General features: G+C 76.4%; 15 protein-coding genes and 2 pseudogenes. 9 read left to right on the top strand and 8 right to left on the bottom strand.

Annotated features, from left to right (window positions below; genetic code table 11):
• Both AB0G08_RS28950 and AB0G08_RS28955 read right to left on the bottom strand, forming a co-directional pair.
• A pseudogene (locus AB0G08_RS28950) lies at positions 1-93 on the bottom strand (DNA-binding protein); the annotation flags it as partial.
• Positions 94-114: 21 nt separating this feature from the next.
• The gene (locus AB0G08_RS28955; RefSeq protein WP_358093771.1) at positions 115-1203 is read right to left on the bottom strand and encodes a DUF4037 domain-containing protein; all 1089 of its coding nucleotides are present in this window, start codon (positions 1201-1203) and stop codon (positions 115-117) included.
• Between the two features lie 113 nt (positions 1204-1316).
• On the opposite strand from AB0G08_RS28955, the gene AB0G08_RS28960 reads away from it, so the two are divergent.
• Together AB0G08_RS28960 and AB0G08_RS28965 are read left to right on the top strand one after the other, a co-directional pair.
• Positions 1317-1544 (top strand): hypothetical protein, encoded by a 228-nt coding sequence (locus AB0G08_RS28960; protein ID WP_358093774.1) that lies wholly within the window; start codon positions 1317-1319, stop codon positions 1542-1544.
• Between the two features lie 86 nt (positions 1545-1630).
• On the top strand, positions 1631-2551 hold the full coding sequence (locus AB0G08_RS28965) for a 5'-3' exonuclease (protein ID WP_358093777.1): 921 nt from the start codon (positions 1631-1633) through the stop codon (positions 2549-2551).
• Between the two features lie 90 nt (positions 2552-2641).
• Here AB0G08_RS28965 and AB0G08_RS28970 read toward each other — a convergent pair whose 3' ends face one another.
• Both AB0G08_RS28970 and AB0G08_RS28975 read right to left on the bottom strand, forming a co-directional pair.
• On the bottom strand, positions 2642-3520 hold the full coding sequence (locus AB0G08_RS28970) for an MHYT domain-containing protein (RefSeq protein ID WP_358093780.1): 879 nt from the start codon (positions 3518-3520) through the stop codon (positions 2642-2644).
• 165 nt (positions 3521-3685) lie between these two features.
• Positions 3686-6511: a DEAD/DEAH box helicase gene (locus AB0G08_RS28975; RefSeq protein ID WP_358093783.1), complete on the bottom strand. Its 2826-nt coding sequence runs from the start codon at positions 6509-6511 to the stop codon at positions 3686-3688.
• A 164-nt stretch (positions 6512-6675) separates the two neighbouring features.
• Between AB0G08_RS28975 and AB0G08_RS28980 the strand changes: the two genes are divergently transcribed.
• The gene (locus AB0G08_RS28980) at positions 6676-7371 is read left to right on the top strand and encodes an HAD-IA family hydrolase (protein ID WP_358093806.1); all 696 of its coding nucleotides are present in this window, start codon (positions 6676-6678) and stop codon (positions 7369-7371) included.
• Positions 7372-7431: 60 nt separating this feature from the next.
• Positions 7432-8142, top strand: coding sequence for a TetR/AcrR family transcriptional regulator (locus AB0G08_RS28985; protein ID WP_358093786.1), 711 nt, complete (start codon positions 7432-7434; stop codon positions 8140-8142).
• 166 nt (positions 8143-8308) lie between these two features.
• Here AB0G08_RS28985 and AB0G08_RS28990 read toward each other — a convergent pair whose 3' ends face one another.
• The gene (locus AB0G08_RS28990; protein WP_358093789.1) at positions 8309-9244 is read right to left on the bottom strand and encodes a diacylglycerol kinase; all 936 of its coding nucleotides are present in this window, start codon (positions 9242-9244) and stop codon (positions 8309-8311) included.
• 245 nt (positions 9245-9489) lie between these two features.
• On the opposite strand from AB0G08_RS28990, the gene lanKC reads away from it, so the two are divergent.
• From lanKC to AB0G08_RS29015, 5 genes are all read left to right on the top strand, one after another.
• A complete protein-coding gene (gene lanKC / locus AB0G08_RS28995; RefSeq protein ID WP_358093792.1) occupies positions 9490-12090 on the top strand; it encodes a class III lanthionine synthetase LanKC in 2601 nt (866 codons plus the stop codon).
• Between the two features lie 6 nt (positions 12091-12096).
• Positions 12097-12216 carry a SapB/AmfS family lanthipeptide gene (locus tag AB0G08_RS29000; RefSeq protein WP_210837191.1) on the top strand — a complete coding sequence of 40 codons (120 nt, stop codon included), beginning with the start codon at positions 12097-12099 and terminating at the stop codon, positions 12214-12216.
• A gap of 71 nt (positions 12217-12287) precedes the next feature.
• A complete protein-coding gene (locus AB0G08_RS29005; RefSeq protein ID WP_210837199.1) occupies positions 12288-12407 on the top strand; it encodes a SapB/AmfS family lanthipeptide in 120 nt (39 codons plus the stop codon).
• Between the two features lie 73 nt (positions 12408-12480).
• Complete coding sequence (locus AB0G08_RS29010) at positions 12481-14211, top strand: ABC transporter ATP-binding protein (RefSeq protein WP_358093795.1); 1731 nt, start codon at positions 12481-12483, stop codon at positions 14209-14211.
• On the top strand, positions 14208-16040 hold the full coding sequence (locus tag AB0G08_RS29015; protein WP_358093798.1) for an ATP-binding cassette domain-containing protein: 1833 nt from the start codon (positions 14208-14210) through the stop codon (positions 16038-16040). Before AB0G08_RS29010 ends, AB0G08_RS29015 begins: the two co-directional genes overlap by 4 nt.
• Before the next feature lie 26 nt (positions 16041-16066).
• Here AB0G08_RS29015 and AB0G08_RS29020 read toward each other — a convergent pair whose 3' ends face one another.
• The 3 genes and pseudogenes from AB0G08_RS29020 to AB0G08_RS29030 form a co-directional block, all read right to left on the bottom strand.
• Positions 16067-16645: a response regulator transcription factor gene (locus tag AB0G08_RS29020; RefSeq protein ID WP_358093800.1), complete on the bottom strand. Its 579-nt coding sequence runs from the start codon at positions 16643-16645 to the stop codon at positions 16067-16069.
• Between the two features lie 147 nt (positions 16646-16792).
• The gene (locus AB0G08_RS29025; protein ID WP_358093803.1) at positions 16793-17398 is read right to left on the bottom strand and encodes a response regulator transcription factor; all 606 of its coding nucleotides are present in this window, start codon (positions 17396-17398) and stop codon (positions 16793-16795) included.
• 429 nt (positions 17399-17827) lie between these two features.
• A pseudogene (locus AB0G08_RS29030) lies at positions 17828-17920 on the bottom strand (LacI family transcriptional regulator); the annotation flags it as partial.

A 17920-nucleotide genomic window follows, 5' to 3' on the forward strand; every position in this document is an offset into this window, starting at 1 on the left:
CGTCAGCGGGTTGCTCCGCACCCACTCGGCCGTCTCGGCGTACTTGCGCTCGATTTACTCCTCCAGCCGGGCGCGTTCCACCCGCCACTGGCCCCCCGGCCGCTCCGCCCGCCGTCAGGTCGCTCCGTCCGCCGGCACCGGCAGCGCGGCGGCGATCCGGCGGGCGCGGTGCGCGTGGGTCAGCAGGTCCACGCTGTCGACGTACTGGTCGACCGCGCCGAGCGGCGGACGCTCCCGCAGCGCCGGGTCGGCGATGGCGGCGCGCAGCGCGGCGGCGACCCGGCCGGCGTCCAGCACCAGGAACGGCCGTCCGTGGAACGGCCGGGGCCGGGCGCGCACCGGGGCCACCAGGCCCGTGTCGTCGGTCCAGGCGGCGACCGCCGCCAGCGCCCGGACCAGCCCGTCCTCCCGCTGCCGCCAGTCGCCCGGGCCGAGCGCGTCGGCCAGGGCCGCGACCACGGGCGCCGCGCCGGGCAGCCGGGCGAACAGCGTGCCCAGCCACTTGTCGTACGGGGGCCAGCGGCGACGCAGCAGCAGGCCGAGCCGCATCAGGTCCCGGGCCAGCCGCGCGGTGACCACCCGGCTGCCGAGGTCGTCGCCGGTCTCGGCGCAGCGCCCGGGCAGGTGTTCGGCCTGGGCGACGCGGGTCCACGCGGCGGCGAGCACGTGCCGCCACACGTCGTCCGGGTACCACGCCAGCGCCGCCCGGGCCCGGGTCAGCGCGCCGTCGAGGCCGTCGTGGAAGACCTCGCCCCCGGTCACCTCGGCCAGCCGCTGCGTCGGCGTGGCCAGCCAGTCCGCCGTGGCGACGCCGGCGGCGGGGTCGAAGCCCAGCCGGTCGCGCCACCAGCCGCCCAGCTCGTGGATCGTGACGCCGTGGCGGCTGCCCGTCCGGTCCGCGACCCCGAGCCTGCCCGTCCCGGTGAACCGGGCCGGCCAGCCGAGGAACTCCGCCGGCAGGTCGGCGTCCAGCGCCGCGCGCAGGTGCGGGATCCGCGCCGCGTCGGACGCGGCGACGAAGAGCTGCCCGCGCGGGCCCCAGTCGTGGTCGGTGGAGCGCGGCGTGTCCAGGCCGAGCAGCTCCGAGCCGCCGTCGAGCAGGCCGGCCGCGTAGCGCAGGCCGGGAAGGCGACGACGCAGGATCGGGGCGAGCACCTCGTCGTGGAACCGGCGGCCGAGCGTCAGGCCCGCAACGAACGTCACACCGGCAAGTCTGCGCCCGCGGGCGGCGTGCTCGCAGCCCGGTTCCGCCGCCAGCGGCCGTACGCGCCGATAGGCTGGCCGCGACGGATCGCCGACGGAGAGGACCGACCGCCGTGGCACCGACGGACCGGGAGCGCGCCGCGACCCGACGCCGCCGGCTGCTCTGGGCGGGCATCTTCGCGGTGGCGGGCCTGGTGCTGCTGGCCGTCGGCCTGACCGTCGCCGACGGCACGGCGGCCTGGCTCGAGGTGGCGGTCGCGATCGTGCTGCTGCTCACCAGCTACGGCCTGCAGTACGTGGCCCGCCGCGAGACGATCCACCGCGACGGCGAACGCCCCTGACGGCTCTCGTCGGCGCGACGGGAACGGGCGCGCCGCCGGCCGCGCCGTACCCCCGATCGTCGGTGGGGTGTGCCAGGCTGTCGGGCGTGGCACAGCGACCCCCGATCCTGCTCATCGACGCGCCCAGTCTCTACTTCCGGGCCTACTTCGGCATCCCCGAGTCGGCGGCCCGGGCCGCCGACGGCAGCCCCGTCAACGCGGTGCGCGGCTTCCTCGACATGCTGGCAAGCCTGATCCGCACCCGCCGGCCCGACCGGATGGTCTGCGCGATGGACCACGACTGGCGGCCCGACTGGCGGGTGGCGCTGCTGCCGTCCTACAAGGCGCACCGGGTGGCCCCCGAGGGCGGCGAGGTGGTGCCCGACACGCTCAGCCCGCAGGTCCCGCTGATCCTGGAGGTGCTCGACGCCGTCGGCATCGCCCACGTCGGCGCGGCCGGCTACGAGGCCGACGACGTGCTCGGCACCCTCTCGGTGACCCAGCCGGCGCCGGTCGAGGTGGTCTCCGGCGACCGCGACCTGTTCCAACTCGTCGACGACGCACGCCCCGTGCGGCTGCTCTACGTCGGGCGGGGCGTGGCCAAGCTGGACGACTGCGACGACACCGCGGTGCGCGCCCGCTACGGGGTGCCGGCGGACCGGTACGCCGACTTCGCCGCCCTGCGGGGCGACCCCAGCGACGGGCTGCCCGGGGTGGCGGGCGTGGGCGAGAAGACGGCCGCCCGGCTCGTCGAGCGCTACGGCGACATCGCGGGCATCCTGGCCGCCCTGGACGAGCCGGGCTCCGGCTTCGCCCCCGGGCTGCGCGCCAAGCTCGCCGCCGCCCGTGACTACCTGGCCGTCGCGCCGAAGGTGGTCCGGGTCGCCCTCGACGTGCCGCTGCCCGAGCTGGCCACCGAACTGCCGACCGCCCCGGCCGACCCCGACCGGCTGCTGGAGCTGGCCGGCGAGTGGAACCTGGCCGGCTCGGCCCGCCGCCTGGTCGACGCCCTCGCCCAGCGGGCCTAGCCCTGCCGCGGCCCTACCGTCCGGCGTCCCGCGCCGCCCGGGCCCGGCCGGCCCCGCGGCGCGGGACGCGGTCGCCCGGGCGGGGCGGGGTCAGCGCGGCGGGTTGTCCCGGCGGGACGGGAACGGGGTGCCCGGCCGGCCGAGCGTGGAGCGGGCCCGCAGACCCACCGGGTCCGGCGCCGGCGACGCCTCGGCCGGCTCCGGGCCCCGCAGGGTGTCGAAGTACGCGGCGGCGGCGCGGTCTTCGGCGGTGGGGGCGGCGAGCAGCGCGTAGACGAGCCCGACCACGCCGAACACCACCGCGAGGATGATCGGCACGAGCAGGGTGCTGACGCCGGCGCCGGACACCTCGACCTGCCGGCTGTGCGGATGCACCGACATGGCGCTCATACCGGTGAAGTGCATGCCGTTGACCGCGACGCCCATCACCAGCGCCGAGCCGACGATCGCCAGCCCCCGGCGGACGGTCATCGCCAGCCAGAGCGCCACCGTGGCCGCGACCACCGCGATCACGACCGACAGCACGACGCGGGTGGTGTCGTAGTCGATCCGGCCGTTGAGCCGCATGGCCGCCATGCCGGTGTAGTGCATCGCGGCGACCCCCGCGCCGGTGAACAGGCCCCCGGCGAGCAGCCGCACGGCGGAGAACCGCCCGGTGCCGACGATGGCCAGGCCGATGCCGACCGCGATCACCGCGATCACCGCGCTGACCACGGTGATCGGCACGTCGTACCGGATCCGGGTGCCCTCGACGGCGAAGCCGAGCATCGCCATGAAGTGCATGGTCCAGATGGCGGTGCCGCCGATGGCCCAGGCCGCCAGGGTCCCCCACCAGGCGCGCTGGCCCGCGCTGCCCGCGGTGCGGATCCGGCTCGCGCAGATGAGGCCCAGGGCCGAGCCCAGCACCGACAGCGCGTAGCTGAGCACGGGGGTGATCCACCCGTACTCGAAGTGACTGATCTCCGCCACGGCGGCCTTCTCCCAGATCGATCCACCGGCGCGCGATGTCGCGCCGGGGCAATGATCAGGGATGCCCTCACCAGGGAAGACGGCACCCCCCGGACAATCCGGGGGGTGCCGTGGCGATGACTTTGCGATGCGTCGATTTCGATACTTAGTTACTGAGGGTGACGATCAGGCCGGGGTGTGGTAGGCCAGCACGCCCCGGTTGACGGCGCCGATCGCCTGCCGGGCGGTGGACCTCAGCTCCGTCGAGGCGCCGCCGGAGTCGGCGAGCTGGCCGAGCAGGTCGACCACCTGCCGCGCCCACCGGACGAAGTCGCCGGCCGGCATCTCGCCGTCGATCTCGTGGCCGCTGCCGAGGACCTTCGCGAGCGCCTCGCCCCGCGCCCAGCGGTAGACCGGCCAGGCGAAGCCGAGGTCGGGCTCGCGGGTGACGGCCAGGCCGCGGGCCGCCTCGTCGGCCTCGATCTCGCTCCACAGCTTGAACGTCTCGTCGACCGCGTCGGCCACGGGGCCGCGCGGCAGCGACGCCCGCTCGTCGACGTCGCGGCGGGCCTCGAAGACCACCACGGAGACCGCCGCGGCCAGCTCGGCCGGGGAGAGCCCGTCCCACACCCCGCGCCGCAGGCACTCGGCGACCAGCAGGTCCGCCTCGGTCCAGATCCGGCCGAGCATCCGGCCGGCGTCGGTCACCGTGCCGTCGGGCGTCAGGTAGCCCCGGCTCGTCAGCAGCGCCACGATCCGGTCGAACGTGCGGGCCAGGGAGCCGGTCCGGCCGGCCACCCGCTGCCGCAGCTCCTCGGTGTCCTTCTCCAGGCGGCGGCGCCGCTCCGCCCAGCGGGCGTGCTCCTCGCGGTCGGGGCAGGCGTGGCAGGGATGCCGCCGCAGCTCGGTGCGGAGCTGGCTGAGCTGGTGGTCGTCGCCGGCCGCCTGCCGGGAGCGCCCGCCGCGACGGCCGCCGTGCCGGTCCAGCCCGGTGCCGCTGACCTCGGCGGCCAGGTCGCGCCGCGCCGCCGGGGACCGGTGGTTGAAGTGCTTGGGCACGCGGATGCGCGCCAGCACCTCGGCCGGGGCGGTGAAGTCCCCCGGGCTGACCCGGCCCGCCCAGCGGTCCTGGGTCAGCACCAGCGGCCGGGGCTCGCCGAAGCCGCCGGTGGCCGGGTCGAGCACGACGGCCAGGCCGGCCCGCCGGCCCGACGGCACCCGGATCACGTCGCCGACCCGCAGCCGCTCCAGCGAGGCCACCGCGGCGGCCTTGCGCTGGCTCTGCCCCTGCCGGGCGATGGCCCGCTCCCGGTCGGCGATCGCCACCCGCAGCGCGAAGTACTCGTCGAAGTCGCCGTGGTGGCAGGCCGCCTCCGCGCCGTACGCCTCGATGGTCTCGGTGTTGCGCTGCACCTGGCGGGCCAGGCCGACCACCGAGCGGTCCGCCTGGAACTGGGCGAACGAGGACTCCAGCAGCGCGCGGGCCGGCTCGGCGCCGACCGTGCCGACCAGGTTGACCGCCATGTTGTACGACGGCCGGAAGCTGGAGCGCAGCGGGTAGGTGCGGGTGGAGGCCAGACCGGCCACGTGCCGCGGGTCGGTCTCCGGGGACCAGACGACGACGGCGTGCCCCTCGACGTCGATGCCGCGCCGGCCGGCACGGCCGGTGAGCTGGGTGTACTCCCCCGGCGTCAGGTCGACGTGCGCCTCGCCGTTGTACTTGACCAGGCGTTCCAGCACGACGCAGCGGGCCGGCATGTTGATGCCCAGGGCGAGTGTCTCGGTGGCGAAGACCGCCTTGACCAGCCCCCGGACGAAGAGCTCCTCGACGACCTCCTTGAACACCGGCAGCATGCCGGCGTGGTGGGCGGCCAGGCCGCGCTCGAGGCCGTCGAGCCACTCCCAGTAGCCGAGGACGGTCAGGTCCTCGCCGGGGATGGCGGTGACCCGCGACTCGACGACGTGGCGGATCTCCGCCCGCTCCTCGGGCGAGGTGAGCCGCAGGCCGGCGGCAAGGCACTGCTGCACGGCCGCGGCGCAGCCGGCGCGGCTGAAGATGAACAGGATCGCCGGCAGCAACCCCTCCCGGTCGAGCCGGTCGACGATGTCGGGGCGCATCGGGCCGCGCCAGCGGGGCCCGCGCCGGCCGCCGCCGGGGCCGGCGCTGCGGCCCTCGCCGAGTTCCAGCCGGCGCATCGTGTCGCGGGTGTAGCGCAGCAGCTCGGGGTGCACGTCGTGCTTGCGGGCGGCGTCGGCGTCGTGGAACAGGTCGAACATCCGCTTGCCGACCAGCATGTGCTGCCACAACGGCACCGGGCGATGCTCGCTTACCACCACGGCGGTCTCGCCGCGCACGGTGACCAGCCAGTCGGCGAACTCCTCGGCGTTGGACACGGTGGCCGACAGGGAGACCAGAGTGACCGAGGAGGGCAGGTGGATGATCACCTCTTCCCACACCCCGCCGCGGAAGCGGTCGGCGAGGTAGTGCACCTCGTCCATCACCACGTACGCCAGGCCCTCGAGGGTGGCCGAGCCGGCGTAGAGCATGTTGCGCAGCACCTCGGTGGTCATCACCACCACCGGGGCGTCGCCGTTGATGGCGTTGTCGCCGGTGAGCAGCCCGACCTGCTCGGCGCCGTAGCGGTCGACCAGGTCGTGGTACTTCTGGTTCGACAGGGCCTTGATCGGGGTGGTGTAGAAGCACTTGCGCCGCCGGGGCGGGGCGACCTCGTCGCCGGTCGCGGGCGCCGTGGCGTCGCCGGGTCCCGTGGCGCGCGCCGGCGTGCCGCGCAGCGCCAGGTGCACGGCGAACTCGCCGACCACGGTCTTGCCGGCGCCGGTCGGGGCGCAGACCAGCACGCCGCTGCCCCGTTCCAGCGATTGGCACGCCTCCCGCTGGAAGTCGTCGAGATCGAACCCCAGATCGAGGGCGAACTCGTCCAGCGCCGGGAACTGTGAGGCCTGCGCGGCCCGGCGGCGCGCCGCGGCGTACCGCTCGGCGGGGCTCGACATGTCTCCAAGATTAGTGCGTACCGCCGACAGGCACCGGACAAGGCCGACCGGCAGGGGGGTCGGAGGCGGTCGGTAGGGTGCACGACGTGCCGGATCATGCCGAACCGCCCCACGTCTCGCACAGCGCCGACGACGCCGTCCGCCCCGGTCCGTCCCGCCGGCCGGTGGAGGCGGTCCTGTTCGACTTCCACGGCACCCTGGCCCAGGTGGAGGAGCCCCGGGAGTGGGTGCTCGCGGCCGCGGCCGCCTGCGGGGTGACCCTGGAACGGATGCGGGCCACCGCGCTGGCCGACCGGCTACTGACCGCCGGTCGGGCGGGCGGGCCGCTGCCGACCCGGGTGCCGCCCCGGCTGACCGAGCTCTGGGCCGACCGGGACCTCTATCCGCACGCCCACCGGGGCGCCTACACCGGGCTCGCCGAGACCGTGGACGCGGGCATCGAGGGCTTCGCCGACGCGCTCTACGAGCGGGTGCTGGTGCCCGAGGGCTGGGTGCCCTACCCGGACACCGCCCCGACCCTGGCCGCGCTGCGGGCCGGGGGCGTCCGGGTGGCCGTGGTCAGCAACATCGGCTTCGACATCCGGCCGCACTTCGAGGCGTGGGGGCTGGCCGGGCTGGTCGACGCGTTCGTGCTGTCCTACGAGGTGGGGCGCTGCAAGCCGGACCCGGGGATCTTCCTGCGCGCCTGCGGGATGCTCGGCGTGGACCCGGAGCAGACGCTGATGGTGGGCGACACCCCGGCCGACGCGGGGGCGGTCGCGGCCGGGTGCGCGGTGCTGGTGCTGCCGGCCGCCGAGGCGGGCCGGGCCAACGGCCTCGGCGCCGTGCTGGACCTGGCCGGGGTCGACAAGCGGAGCTAACGACACGTCGACAGCGCCGTTAACACCCGGCGCTAACGCGAAGGCGTTATCGTCGCTGCCATGATCACCGAGACGTCGCCCCGGGACCGGATCGTGCGGGCCGCCGCCGCGCTGCTCGCCGAGGGCGGCCGGGAGGCCGTCTCCACCCGCGCGGTCAGCCGGGCGGCGGGGGTGCAGGCGCCCACGATCTACCGCCAGTTCGGCGACATGCGCGGCCTGCTGGACGCGGCGGCCAGCTACGGGTTCGCCGCGTACCTGCACGCCCAGGCGGCCGGGGACCTCGCCGGCGACCCGGTCGACGACCTGCGCCGCGGCTGGGACCTGCACGTCGGCTTCGGCGTGGCCAACCCGGCGTTCCACGCCCTCATGTACGGCGACCCGCGCCCCGGCGCCAACCCGACCGCGACCCGGGTCGCGGCCGACATCCTGCGTCAACTCGTGCACCGGGTGGCCGAGGCCGGCCGGCTGCGCACGGGCGTCGACGAGGCCACCGAGATGCTGCACGCCACCGGATGCGGGGTCACCCTCACCCTGATCCGGACCCCGCCACCGCAGCGCGACCCGGCCCTGTCGACCCGCACCCGGGAGGCGGTGCTCGCCGCCCTGGTGACCGACTCGGCCGCCGCCCGGGCCACCTCCCGGACCGACCGTCCGATCCGGCACGCCGTGGCGCTGCGCGCCGCCCTCGACACGCTGGCCACCGACCTGACCGCCGCCGAACGCACCCTGCTCGCCGAGTGGCTCGACCGCATCACCCGCACCCCCTGCTGACCCCACGCCCCACGCCCCACGGCGCCGGCCCACGGCGTCGGCCTACGGCGTCGATCATGGACTTCTGGTGCCGGTTCTGTCCGCTTACGCGCCTTGTGCGGGGCACCACAACTGCATGATCGACGGGCGCGGGAGGGAGGGAGGGAGGGAGGAGGGAGGGGGCGGGTCAGCGGAGGAGGTGGAGGGCGGCGGGGGCGGCGGTGACGGTCAGCGGGAGGGCCAGGGCACGCTCGCCGTCGGCGTACGTGGTGATGCCCTCGGCGCTCAACTCGACCACCCGGGCGCGGTAGCTGCGCACCAGCGGATGCGTCACGTGGGTGCCCCGGTAGATGCGCGGCTTCACCCGCATCAGGGTGCGCCGGTCGAACCGGCCGCCCACCACCACGTCGAGCAGGCCGTCGGTCGGGTCCGCGTCCGGACAGATCCGCATGCCGCCGCCGTAGCTGGCGCAGTTGCCCACCGCCACCAGCACGGCGTCCACCTCGTGCGCCACCCCGTCGAGCCGCAGCGTGTAGCGGCGCGGGCGCAGCCGGGCCAACTCCACCAGGATCGCCAGGTCGTAGCGGCGCGGACCGCTCGGCCAGCGCATCCGGTTGGCGCGCTCGTTGACGATCGCGTCGAAGCCCGCCGCGAGCACCGCCCCGTACCACCGTCCCGTGCCGTCGGCCGCCGTCATCCGCGCCAGGTCCACCGGGCGGGTGCGGCCGTCGCGCAGGGCCGCCGCGATCACGTCGACGGCCGCGAGCGGGTCGGCCGGGAAACCGGTGTCGGCGGCGAAGTCGTTGCCGGTGCCGGCGGGCACCGGACCGAACGGGACGCCTGTCCCGGCGACCGCCTGGACCGCGCGGTGCACCGTCCCGTCGCCGCCGACCGCGACCAGGGCCGACGCGCCGTCCCGCACCGCCGCGCGGCAGGCCGCCTCGGCCTCGTCGGCGGTGTGCGCGTGCAGCGGGCGTACCGGCCGGCCGGCGGCCGCGAGCCGGTGCAGGACCTGCGGCAGCAGCCCCCGGTGCCGACCCCGGCCGGCGGTCGGGTTGGCCAGCACGGCGACGGGCCCGTCGGAGGCGACGGAGGGGTGATCGTCTGCGGTCACGGCGAGCACGGTACCGCCACCGGCCCGGGTGGGCGTACCGCCCGGCCCGATGGCGGAGACCCGTCGACGGGGCGTCGCGCGCCCGGGCGCAACTGACATTTGTCACGGCAGACCCGTGCGGCACGCATTCGTCGTCATGACTGAACGCACTGGAACCGCCATGGCCCGAACGGACAGACTCATCTCCATCGACAGGCCGTGGGCATCGGCCGAACGGCAAAGGCACCGACCGAACAGCGGAGGGAGTGGTCAGGGTGGACGAGCGCTACGACAGCTACTGCGCCGCCGACCGGCTCTTCTACGACTCCCTCGGCAGCGCGGTCGAGCAGCCCACCTTCGCGGCGGCGCAGCGCCCCGTCCCCGACGGCTGGCGCTCCGAGCCGCTCGACGACTGGCTGATCTACGCCCCCGAGGGTGGCACGCTGCCCCAGCAGGGCTGGAAGATCCACGTGTCGGCGACGCTGGACAACGCCGAGCGGGTGCTGGACGTTGTCTGGGACTACTGCGTCCCGCGTGGACTGTCCTTCAAGTTCCTGCGCGGCCCGCGCACCCTGCTGCTGCGCAACTCGAAGTACGCCTCCCGGGCCGCCAGCGGGAAGTTCGTCACCGTCTACCCCCGCGACGACGCGGAGCTGGAGCTGGTCTGCAAGGAGCTCGACGAGCTGCTCGCCGGCGAGCCCGGCCCGTACATCCTCAGCGACCTGCGCCACGGCGCCGGCCCGGTGCACGTCCGCTACGGCGGCTTCGCCGCCCGCTACTGCCACTCCCCCGACGGCCAGGTGGTCCCGGCGATCGAGGACGACACGGGCACGCTGGTGCCCGACCGCCGCGATCCCGTCTTCCACGTGCCGTCCTGGGTGACGCTGCCCGACTTCCTCGGCCCGCACCTGGCCGCCCGCAACGCCACCAGCACCGACGAGGTGCCGTACCGGATCGAGAAGGTCATCCACTTCTCCAACGGCGGCGGCCTCTACGTCGGCCGGGACGTGCGGACCGACACCCAGGTCGTGCTGAAGGAGGCCCGGCCGCACGCCGGGCTCGACGCCGACGGCGCCGACGCGGTCGCCCGCCTGGCCCGGGAGGCCGACGCGCTCCGCCGGCTCGCCGACCTGCCGCAGGTGCCCCGGGTGTACGACGAGTTCACCCTCGGCGAGCACCGGTTCCTCGCGCTGGAGTTCATCGAGGGCCGTCCGCTCAACAAGGTCCTGGTCGACCGGTACCCGCTGATCGACGCCGAGACCACGGACGCCGAGCGCGCCGACTACACCCGGTGGGCGCTGGACGTGCACCGGCAGGTCGAGGAGGTCGTCACGGCGATCCACGACCGCGGCCTGGTCTACGGCGACCTGCACCTGTTCAACGTCATGGTCCGCCCGGACGACCGGATCGCGCTGGTCGACTTCGAGGTCGCCGCGCCGATCGACGGCCACCGCCGGCCGGGCCTGCGCAACCAGGGCTTCGCCGCACCCGGGGACCGCACCGGCCCCGCCGTCGACCGGTACGCCCTGGCCTGCCTGCGGCTGGCGCTGTTCCTGCCGCTGACCCAGCTGTTCCGCCTGGCGCCGGCCAAGGCCGCGCACCTCGCCGACGTGATCGCCGATGAGTTCCCGGTGCCGAGGGACCTCCTCGACGCCTCCGTACGGGAGATCACCGGCCCCGCCCCGGCGGACGCCGAGCCGGCGCCCGACCTCACCGTCGACGTCGGACCGGCCCACCGCGACCGGATCGCCCGGGCGATCCTCGCCAGCGCGACACCCGAGCGGGACGACCGGCTCTTCCCCGGCGACATCGAGCAGTTCCGCAGCGGCGGGCTCAACCTCGCCCACGGCGCGGCCGGCGTCCTGTACGCCCTGCACGTCAGCGGCGCCGGACGGTGGCCGGAACACGAGCAGTGGCTGGTCCGCCGGGCCACGGCGCCCGCCTCCGGCACCCGGTGCGGCTTCTACGACGGCCTGCACGGCGTCGCGTACGCCCTGGAGCTGCTCGGTCGCCGGCAGGACGCCCTCGACGTGCTCGACATCTGCCTGCGCCAGCCGCTGGACGGCCTCGACCACAGCCTGGCGCGCGGCCTGTCCGGGATCGCGCTCAACCTGGCCGAGCTGGCCGGGCGTACCGGCGAGACGGCCCTGCGCGACGCGGCCTGGCGGACCACCGAGCGGGTGATCGACCAGCTCGCCGACGACCCGGGGCCGGACATCAGCGGCGGGCGCAACCCGTACGCCGGGCTGCTGCGCGGCCGGACCGGGCCGGCGCTGCTGCTGGTGCGGCTGCACGAGCTGACCGGCGAGCAGTCGCTGCTGGACCACGCCGCCACGGCCCTGCGCCAGGACCTGCGCCGCTGCGTGGTACGCCCCGACGGCGCGCTGCACGTCAACGAGGGCTGGCGCACCATGCCCTACCTCGGGCAGGGCAGCGTCGGGATCGGGCTGGTGCTCGACGAGTACCTGCGGCACCGCGCCGACGAGCGGTTCGCGGAGGCCAGCGCCGGTGTGCGCCGCGCCGCCCGGTCCCCGTTCTACGCCCAGTCGGGCCTCTTCGCCGGACGCGCCGGCATCGTGGCCTACCTCGCGGCGGACCCCGCCGACCCGCAGCGCTGCCGCGAACGCGACGAGCAGGTCGCCCGGCTGGCGTGGCACGCCCTCCCCTACCGCGACGGGACGGCCTTCCCGGGCGAGCAGCTGCTGCGGCTGTCCATGGACCTCGGCACCGGCACCGCCGGCGTGCTGCTGGCGCTGGCCGCCGCGCGGCCCGACGACCCGGTGAGCCTGCCGTTCCTCGCGCCCCTGACGGGCGCCCCCGACTCCCTCGCCTCGGCGAGGGTGACCGACCCGACCGACCAGCACGGAAGGAGGTGACACGACATGGCGCTTCTGGACCTCCAGGGCCTCGAGATGGCCCCCGCCGACCGCACGGGCGGCGGCAGCCAGGCGAGCCTGCTGCTCTGTGGCGACAGCTCGCTGTCCGTCACGACCTGCAACTGAACCGAACGCCTTCACCGGCGACATGCAGGGCACGACCACCCGACCGACCAGCACAGAAGGAGATGATCGACATGGCGCTTCTCGACCTTCAGGGCATGGAGATGGCCCCCGCCGACCGCACCGGCGGCGGCAGCCAGGCGAGCCTGCTGCTCTGTGGCGACAGCTCGCTGTCCGTCACGACCTGCAACTGATCAGGTCATCACGCGAGGCCCTGGGCGGATGGACGTGTCCGCCCAGGGCCGCACGTCTTCTGCGGGAGGACCGATGCGGACGCCGATCGGCTCCGACCGGCTGCTGCGGCGGGTGGTCCGCGACGGCGGCGGCTGGACGGTCCTGCTCGGCGCGGTCGCGCTCACCGGCGCCGCCGCCGAACTCGCCCTGCCCGCCGCCCTCGGGCTCGCGGTCGACGCTGCCGTCGGCGGCGACGGATCCGTCCGGTGGCCGGCCGCCGCGTGCGGCCTGATCGCCGTCCTCATGACCACCGACATCCTCACCGACGTGGCCAGCGGGTACGGCGCGGCCCGGGCCACCGCGCGGCTGCGCCGACGCCTGCTGCGCCACCTGTTCGCCTGCGACGTACGCACCGTCCGCCGCTATCCGGTGGGCGACCTGGTCAGCCGCCTCGCCGCGCAGGCCGCCGACGCCGGACAGGCCGGCACCGCCGTGGTCCTGGGCGTCGTCGCGTTACTCCCCCCGGTCGGCAGCGTCGTGGCGCTCACCCTGCTCGAACCGCTGCTCGGCGTCACCCTCCTCGCCGGGCTGGCCCTGCTCGCGGTGCTCATGCGCGCCTTCGTCACCGACGCCTCCGCCGCCGTCGCCGGCTACCAGCGGGTGCTGGGCGTGATCGCCGGCCGGCTGCTGGAGGCACTCGGCGGCGCCCGCACCATCGCCGCCGCCGCGACCGTCGACCGGGAACGCGACCGGGTCCTGGCGGCCCTGCCGGAACTGCGCGGGTACGGCCTGCTCGGCTGGCGGCTGCTGGCCCGGGCGAGCGCCCGCACCGCCGCCGTGGGGCCCCTGCTCCAGGTGGCCGTCGTGGCCGTCGGCGGGTACGCGCTGACCGTCGGCTGGCTCAGCCCCGGCCAGCTCGTCGCCGCCGTGCAGTACGCGGCCCTCGGCGCCGGACTGGGCGGGGTACTCGCCACGCTGCACCGGCTGGTACGCAGCCGCGCGGCGGCCGGCCGGATCGCCGAACCGCTGGCCCACCCGGTACGCCCCGACGGCGCCGCGCCGCTGCCGACCGGTCGGGGCGAACTGCGGCTGCACGGAGTCGGCGTACGCGCCGAGGACGGGCGGCCGGTCCTCGACGGGATCGACCTGACCGTCCCGGCGGGCGCCACGGTCGCCGTCGTCGGGCGCTCCGGCGCCGGCAAGTCGACCCTCGCCGCGGTGGCCGGCCGGCTGCACGACCCCGACACCGGCGAGGTGCTGCTGGACGGGGTGCCGCTGCGCCGGCTCAGCCCGCCCGCGCTGCGCCGGGCCGTCGGCCACGCCTTCGACCGGCCCGTCCTGGTCGGCGAGACGGTGCACGACGCCATCGGGCTCGGGCTGCCCGCCGACGCGGCGCGACCGCCCGCCGACGCGACCCCCGCCACCCCGGCGGTGCTGGCCGCCGCGCGGGCGGCGCAGGTCGCCGACGTCGTCGCCCGGCTGCCCGAGGGCTTCCGCACCCGGCTGGCGGACGCGCCGTTCTCCGGCGGCGAGACGCAGCGCCTCGGGCTGGCCCGCGCGTTCCCCGCCGCGCGGCTGCTCGTCCTCGACGACGCCACGTCCAGCCTGGACACCGCCACCGAACACCGGATCGCCCGGGCGGTGGCCGCCGGCGCCGGCGGGCGTACCCGGCTGGTGGTGACGCACCGCGCCACGACGGCGGCGGCGGCCGACCTGGTGGCGTGGCTCGACGGCGGGCGGTTGCGGGCCGTGGCGCCGCACCGGCAGCTCTGGGCCGACCCGGCCTACCGGGCGGTCTTCGCGCCCGACCGGGGGGCCCGATGAGCGGCCCCGGCGTACGCCGCACCACCTGGGCGGCGCTGCGTGCCCGCCGTCGGGCGCTGGGCCGGCTGGCCGCCTGGTCGGCGGTCGAGGCCCTGCCGGCGCTGCTGGGCGGGGTGCTCGTGGCCCGCGCCGTCGACCGGGGTTTCCTGGCCGGCCAGTTCGCCACCGGCCTGGCCTGGCTGGCCGGGCTCGCCGCGGCCGTGCTGGTCGGCGCGGCGGCCACCGGGCACGTGTACCGCAGCCTCGGGGCCGTGGTGGAACCGTTCCGCGACGAGTTGGCCACCCGCGTGGTGCAGGGGGCGCTGGCCGACGCCACCCGGGCCGGCGGCCGGGCGGACAGCGCCACCGTGGCCCGGCTGACCCACCAGGTCGAGGTGGTCCGGGACACCTTCGGCGGGCTGGTGCTGGTGGTCCGCGGGTTCCTGTTCACCGCCGGCGCGGCGCTGCTCGGCCTGCTCGCCCTGGCCCCGCTGCTGGCGGGCGCGGTGGCGGCCCCGCTGGTGGTGGGGCTGGCCGTGTTCGGGGCGTCGCTGCCGGCCATGGTGGCGCACCAGCGGGCGCAGGTCACCGCCGGCGAGCGGCTCGGCCGGTCGGCGGCGGCCGCGCTGGCCGGGCACCGCGACGTCGTCGCCTGCGGCGCGCAGGAGCGCGTGGTGTCGGAGGTGGGCCGGCGGGTGACGGCGCAGGCCGACGCGGAGCGGACCCTCGCGCGGATGGCGGCGCTGCGCAGCCTCAGCCTCGGGGTGGGCGGCTGGCTGCCCGTGGTGGTGCTGGTGCTGGCCGCGCCGTGGCTGGTCCGGCAGGGGCTCAGCGCCGGGGCCGTGCTGGGCGCCCTGCTCTACGTCACCACCGGGCTGCAACCCGCCCTGCACGCGGTCGTGCAGGGCGTCGGCGGCGGCGGCCTGCGCTACGCCGTCACCCTGGGCCGGATCCTGCACACCAGCCCGCCCGCCGAGACCGCCCCCCGGCCGCCCGCCGCCGCACCGTCCCCGGTCTCCGCCGCCGCACCGTCGCCCGCCACCGCGGCGGGCGCCCCGCCGGCCGGCACCGGCCCGATGCCGTGGCGCGCCGCCGTCGCCGACCCGCCGGCGGTCGCGCTGCGAGGGCTGACCTTCCGGTACGGCCCGCACGCCCGTCCCGTCCTGGCCGACCTCACCCTGACGGTGCCGGCCGGCGATCACCTGGCCGTGGTGGGTCCGAGCGGGGCCGGCAAGTCCACCCTGGCCGCGCTGGTCGCCGGGCTCGTGCCGCCGGAGTCCGGAACGGTCCACCTGGCCGGCGTGCCGGTCGCCGGCACGCCGGCGGACGCGCTGGCCCGGATGCGCGTGCTGGTGCCGCAGGAGGCGTACGTGCGCACCGGCTCCGTCGGCGACAACCTCCGCTACCTGCGCACCGGGGCCGACGACGCGACCGTCCTGGCCGCCGTGCACGCTCTCGGCGCCGGTCCCCTGGTGGCCCGCCTCGGGGGTCTCGACGCCGAACTCGACCCCGCCGCCCTCTCCGCCGGGGAGCGCCAACTCGTCGCCGCGGTCCGCGCCTACCTCGCCCCGGCGCCGCTGATGATCCTCGACGAGGCGACGTGTCATCTGGACCCGACCCTGGAGGCGACCGTCGAGCACGCCTTCGCCCGCCGCCCCGGCACCCTGGTGGTGATCGCACACCGGATCAGCTCGGCGACCCGGGCCCGCCGGGTGCTGGTCTTCGACGGCGACCGGCCGCTCGTCGGCACCCACGACGACCTGCTGACCCGCTCCCCCACCTACCGGGAGCTGGTCGGGCACTGGGAGGACCTGGCGCCACCGGCCCGCGTGCCGCTCGGCCGGCCCTGAGCACCCGCCGGGGCCGGAAGGAATCGTCAGATCCAGCCGGCCTCGCGGGCGACCCGCACCGCCTCCACCCTCGTGCGCGCGCCCGCCTTGCGGGCTATCCGGCCGAGGTGGTTGCGCACGGTCCCCGGAGCGAGCCCGAGCGCCCGGGCGACCTCCACGACCGGCGCCCCGGCCGCGGTCAGGTCGAGGATCTCCGTCTCCCGTGAGGTCAGCGGGCTGTCCCGGCTCAGCGCCGCCATCACCAGGTCGGCGTCGACCACCGACTCGTGCCGGGCCAGCCGCCGGATGCCGTCGACCACCCGGTGCGGGGAGACGTCGCTGCCGAGGATCCCGACGGTGCGCCCCGGCACGAAGACCCGGTGCAGGCTGCGCGCCCGGCGCCGGTCGGCGAGCACCAACACCGGGCACTGCCCCGCCACGCCCGCCTCGCCGACGAGGTCGAGGTCGACGACCGCGACGTCGGGGCGCTGGGCCCGCACCGCTGGCGGGAGCGCGTCGCCCCGGTCCAGTTCCGCCACCACACTGATGTCCACCTCGGCGGCGAGGACGAGCGACAGGGCGCCACGAACCAGGGCACCGTCGAGAGCGAGCAGGGTACGGATCAACGTCGACCCTCCGGAGCGTCGTCAGACAGATCACGGACCGTCAGAATTCAAGCACGTCCTGATGGGTTCCGCTCGGTGAGCGGGCGATCACCGTCCACGCCGGACGGTGGGGTCCGCGCCGGCACCGACGGCCCGCGCCCGGACGGCCTACATCCAACCGTCGCGCCGGGCGCGCCACACCGCCTCCATCCGGTTGCGGGCGCCGGTCTTGCGCATGATCGCCGACAGGTGGTTGCGCACCGTCCCGTGCGCCAGGTAGAGCCGGTTGGCGATCTCCTTGAGCGGCAGGCCCTCCGCGGCCACCCGCAGCACCTCCACCTCCCGGCGCGTCAACGGGCTCGATGCGGGGCGCAGCGCCGTCACGGCGGCCGCGGCGTCGATGACCTTCCCCCCGGCGGCGAGTTCCCGGACGGCGTCGACGAGCGCCTCCAGGGACGCGTCCTTGCCGACCAGGCCCCGTACGCCGGCGGCCAGCAGGTCCCCGACGATCTGCTGGCTCCACCGGCGACCCATCGCCAGGACGGCCGTGTCGGGCATCGCCTCGGTGATCTCGGCGACGGCCTCGACCGGGTGCGGGGCGTCCGGCGCCAGGTCCACGAGCACCACGTCCGGCCGGTGCCGACGCACCAGGGCGGCCAGCTCCGCCGCCCCGGTCACCTCGGCGACCACCTCGATGTCCTCCTCACTCGACAGTGCCGCGCACAGCGCGGTGCGCAGCAGGCCCATCTCCTCGACAACGACGACGCGGATCAACGCGTGGCTCCGATCTGGGGGTACGGGGGCGGCGACCGGTCCCGTTGACGGGACCGAGCGGGCCGGCCGGAGGGGCGGGGCGGGCGGGCGGAACGACTGGGGTCCCGGCCGCGACGCATCGACGACCGGCGGTCAGGGGCAACGCTGTGGCCAGGGGCCGGGCGGCCGCGCGGGCGGCGGGTCGCCGGTGGCTCAGCCGGGGCGGGCACTCACCCCGGGCGACCGGTCACCCTGCTCCACCGGTGCGGGTGGCGACCCGCCGTCGGCCCCCGCCCAGGGGGCCACTTCGGCATGGGACACGGTCAGGGCCGGGGCGGCGGGGGAACCTGGTGGGCCGGCGTCCGGGACGCCGCTCCGCCCCGCCAGGGCGACGCCGGCCCGGTCCGGGGCGACGGCCCGGTCCGGGGCGACGGCCCGGTCCGGGGCGAACCGGGCGGCGGTGGACTGGCGGTGTATCGCGGAGACCACGGTGCCGACGCCCGCGCCGTGTCCGACGTCTTCGACACCCCGGATGATCTCCAC

Source organism: Micromonospora sp. NPDC023644 (genome assembly GCF_040640115.1).
Classification (GTDB): domain Bacteria; phylum Actinomycetota; class Actinomycetes; order Mycobacteriales; family Micromonosporaceae; genus Micromonospora.

Excerpts from the sequence above, each read along its gene's own strand:
- AB0G08_RS28975 (WP_358093783.1), bottom strand. The coding sequence starts at position 6,511 with ATGTCGAGCCCCGCCGAGCGGTACGCCGCGGCGCGCCGCCGGGCCGCG.
- AB0G08_RS28985 (WP_358093786.1), top strand. The coding sequence starts at position 7,432 with ATGATCACCGAGACGTCGCCCCGGGACCGGATCGTGCGGGCCGCCGCC.
- AB0G08_RS29000 (WP_210837191.1), top strand. The coding sequence starts at position 12,097 with ATGGCGCTTCTGGACCTCCAGGGCCTCGAGATGGCCCCCGCCGACCGC.
- AB0G08_RS29005 (WP_210837199.1), top strand. The coding sequence starts at position 12,288 with ATGGCGCTTCTCGACCTTCAGGGCATGGAGATGGCCCCCGCCGACCGC.
- AB0G08_RS29010 (WP_358093795.1), top strand. The coding sequence starts at position 12,481 with ATGCGGACGCCGATCGGCTCCGACCGGCTGCTGCGGCGGGTGGTCCGC.
- AB0G08_RS29015 (WP_358093798.1), top strand. The coding sequence starts at position 14,208 with ATGAGCGGCCCCGGCGTACGCCGCACCACCTGGGCGGCGCTGCGTGCC.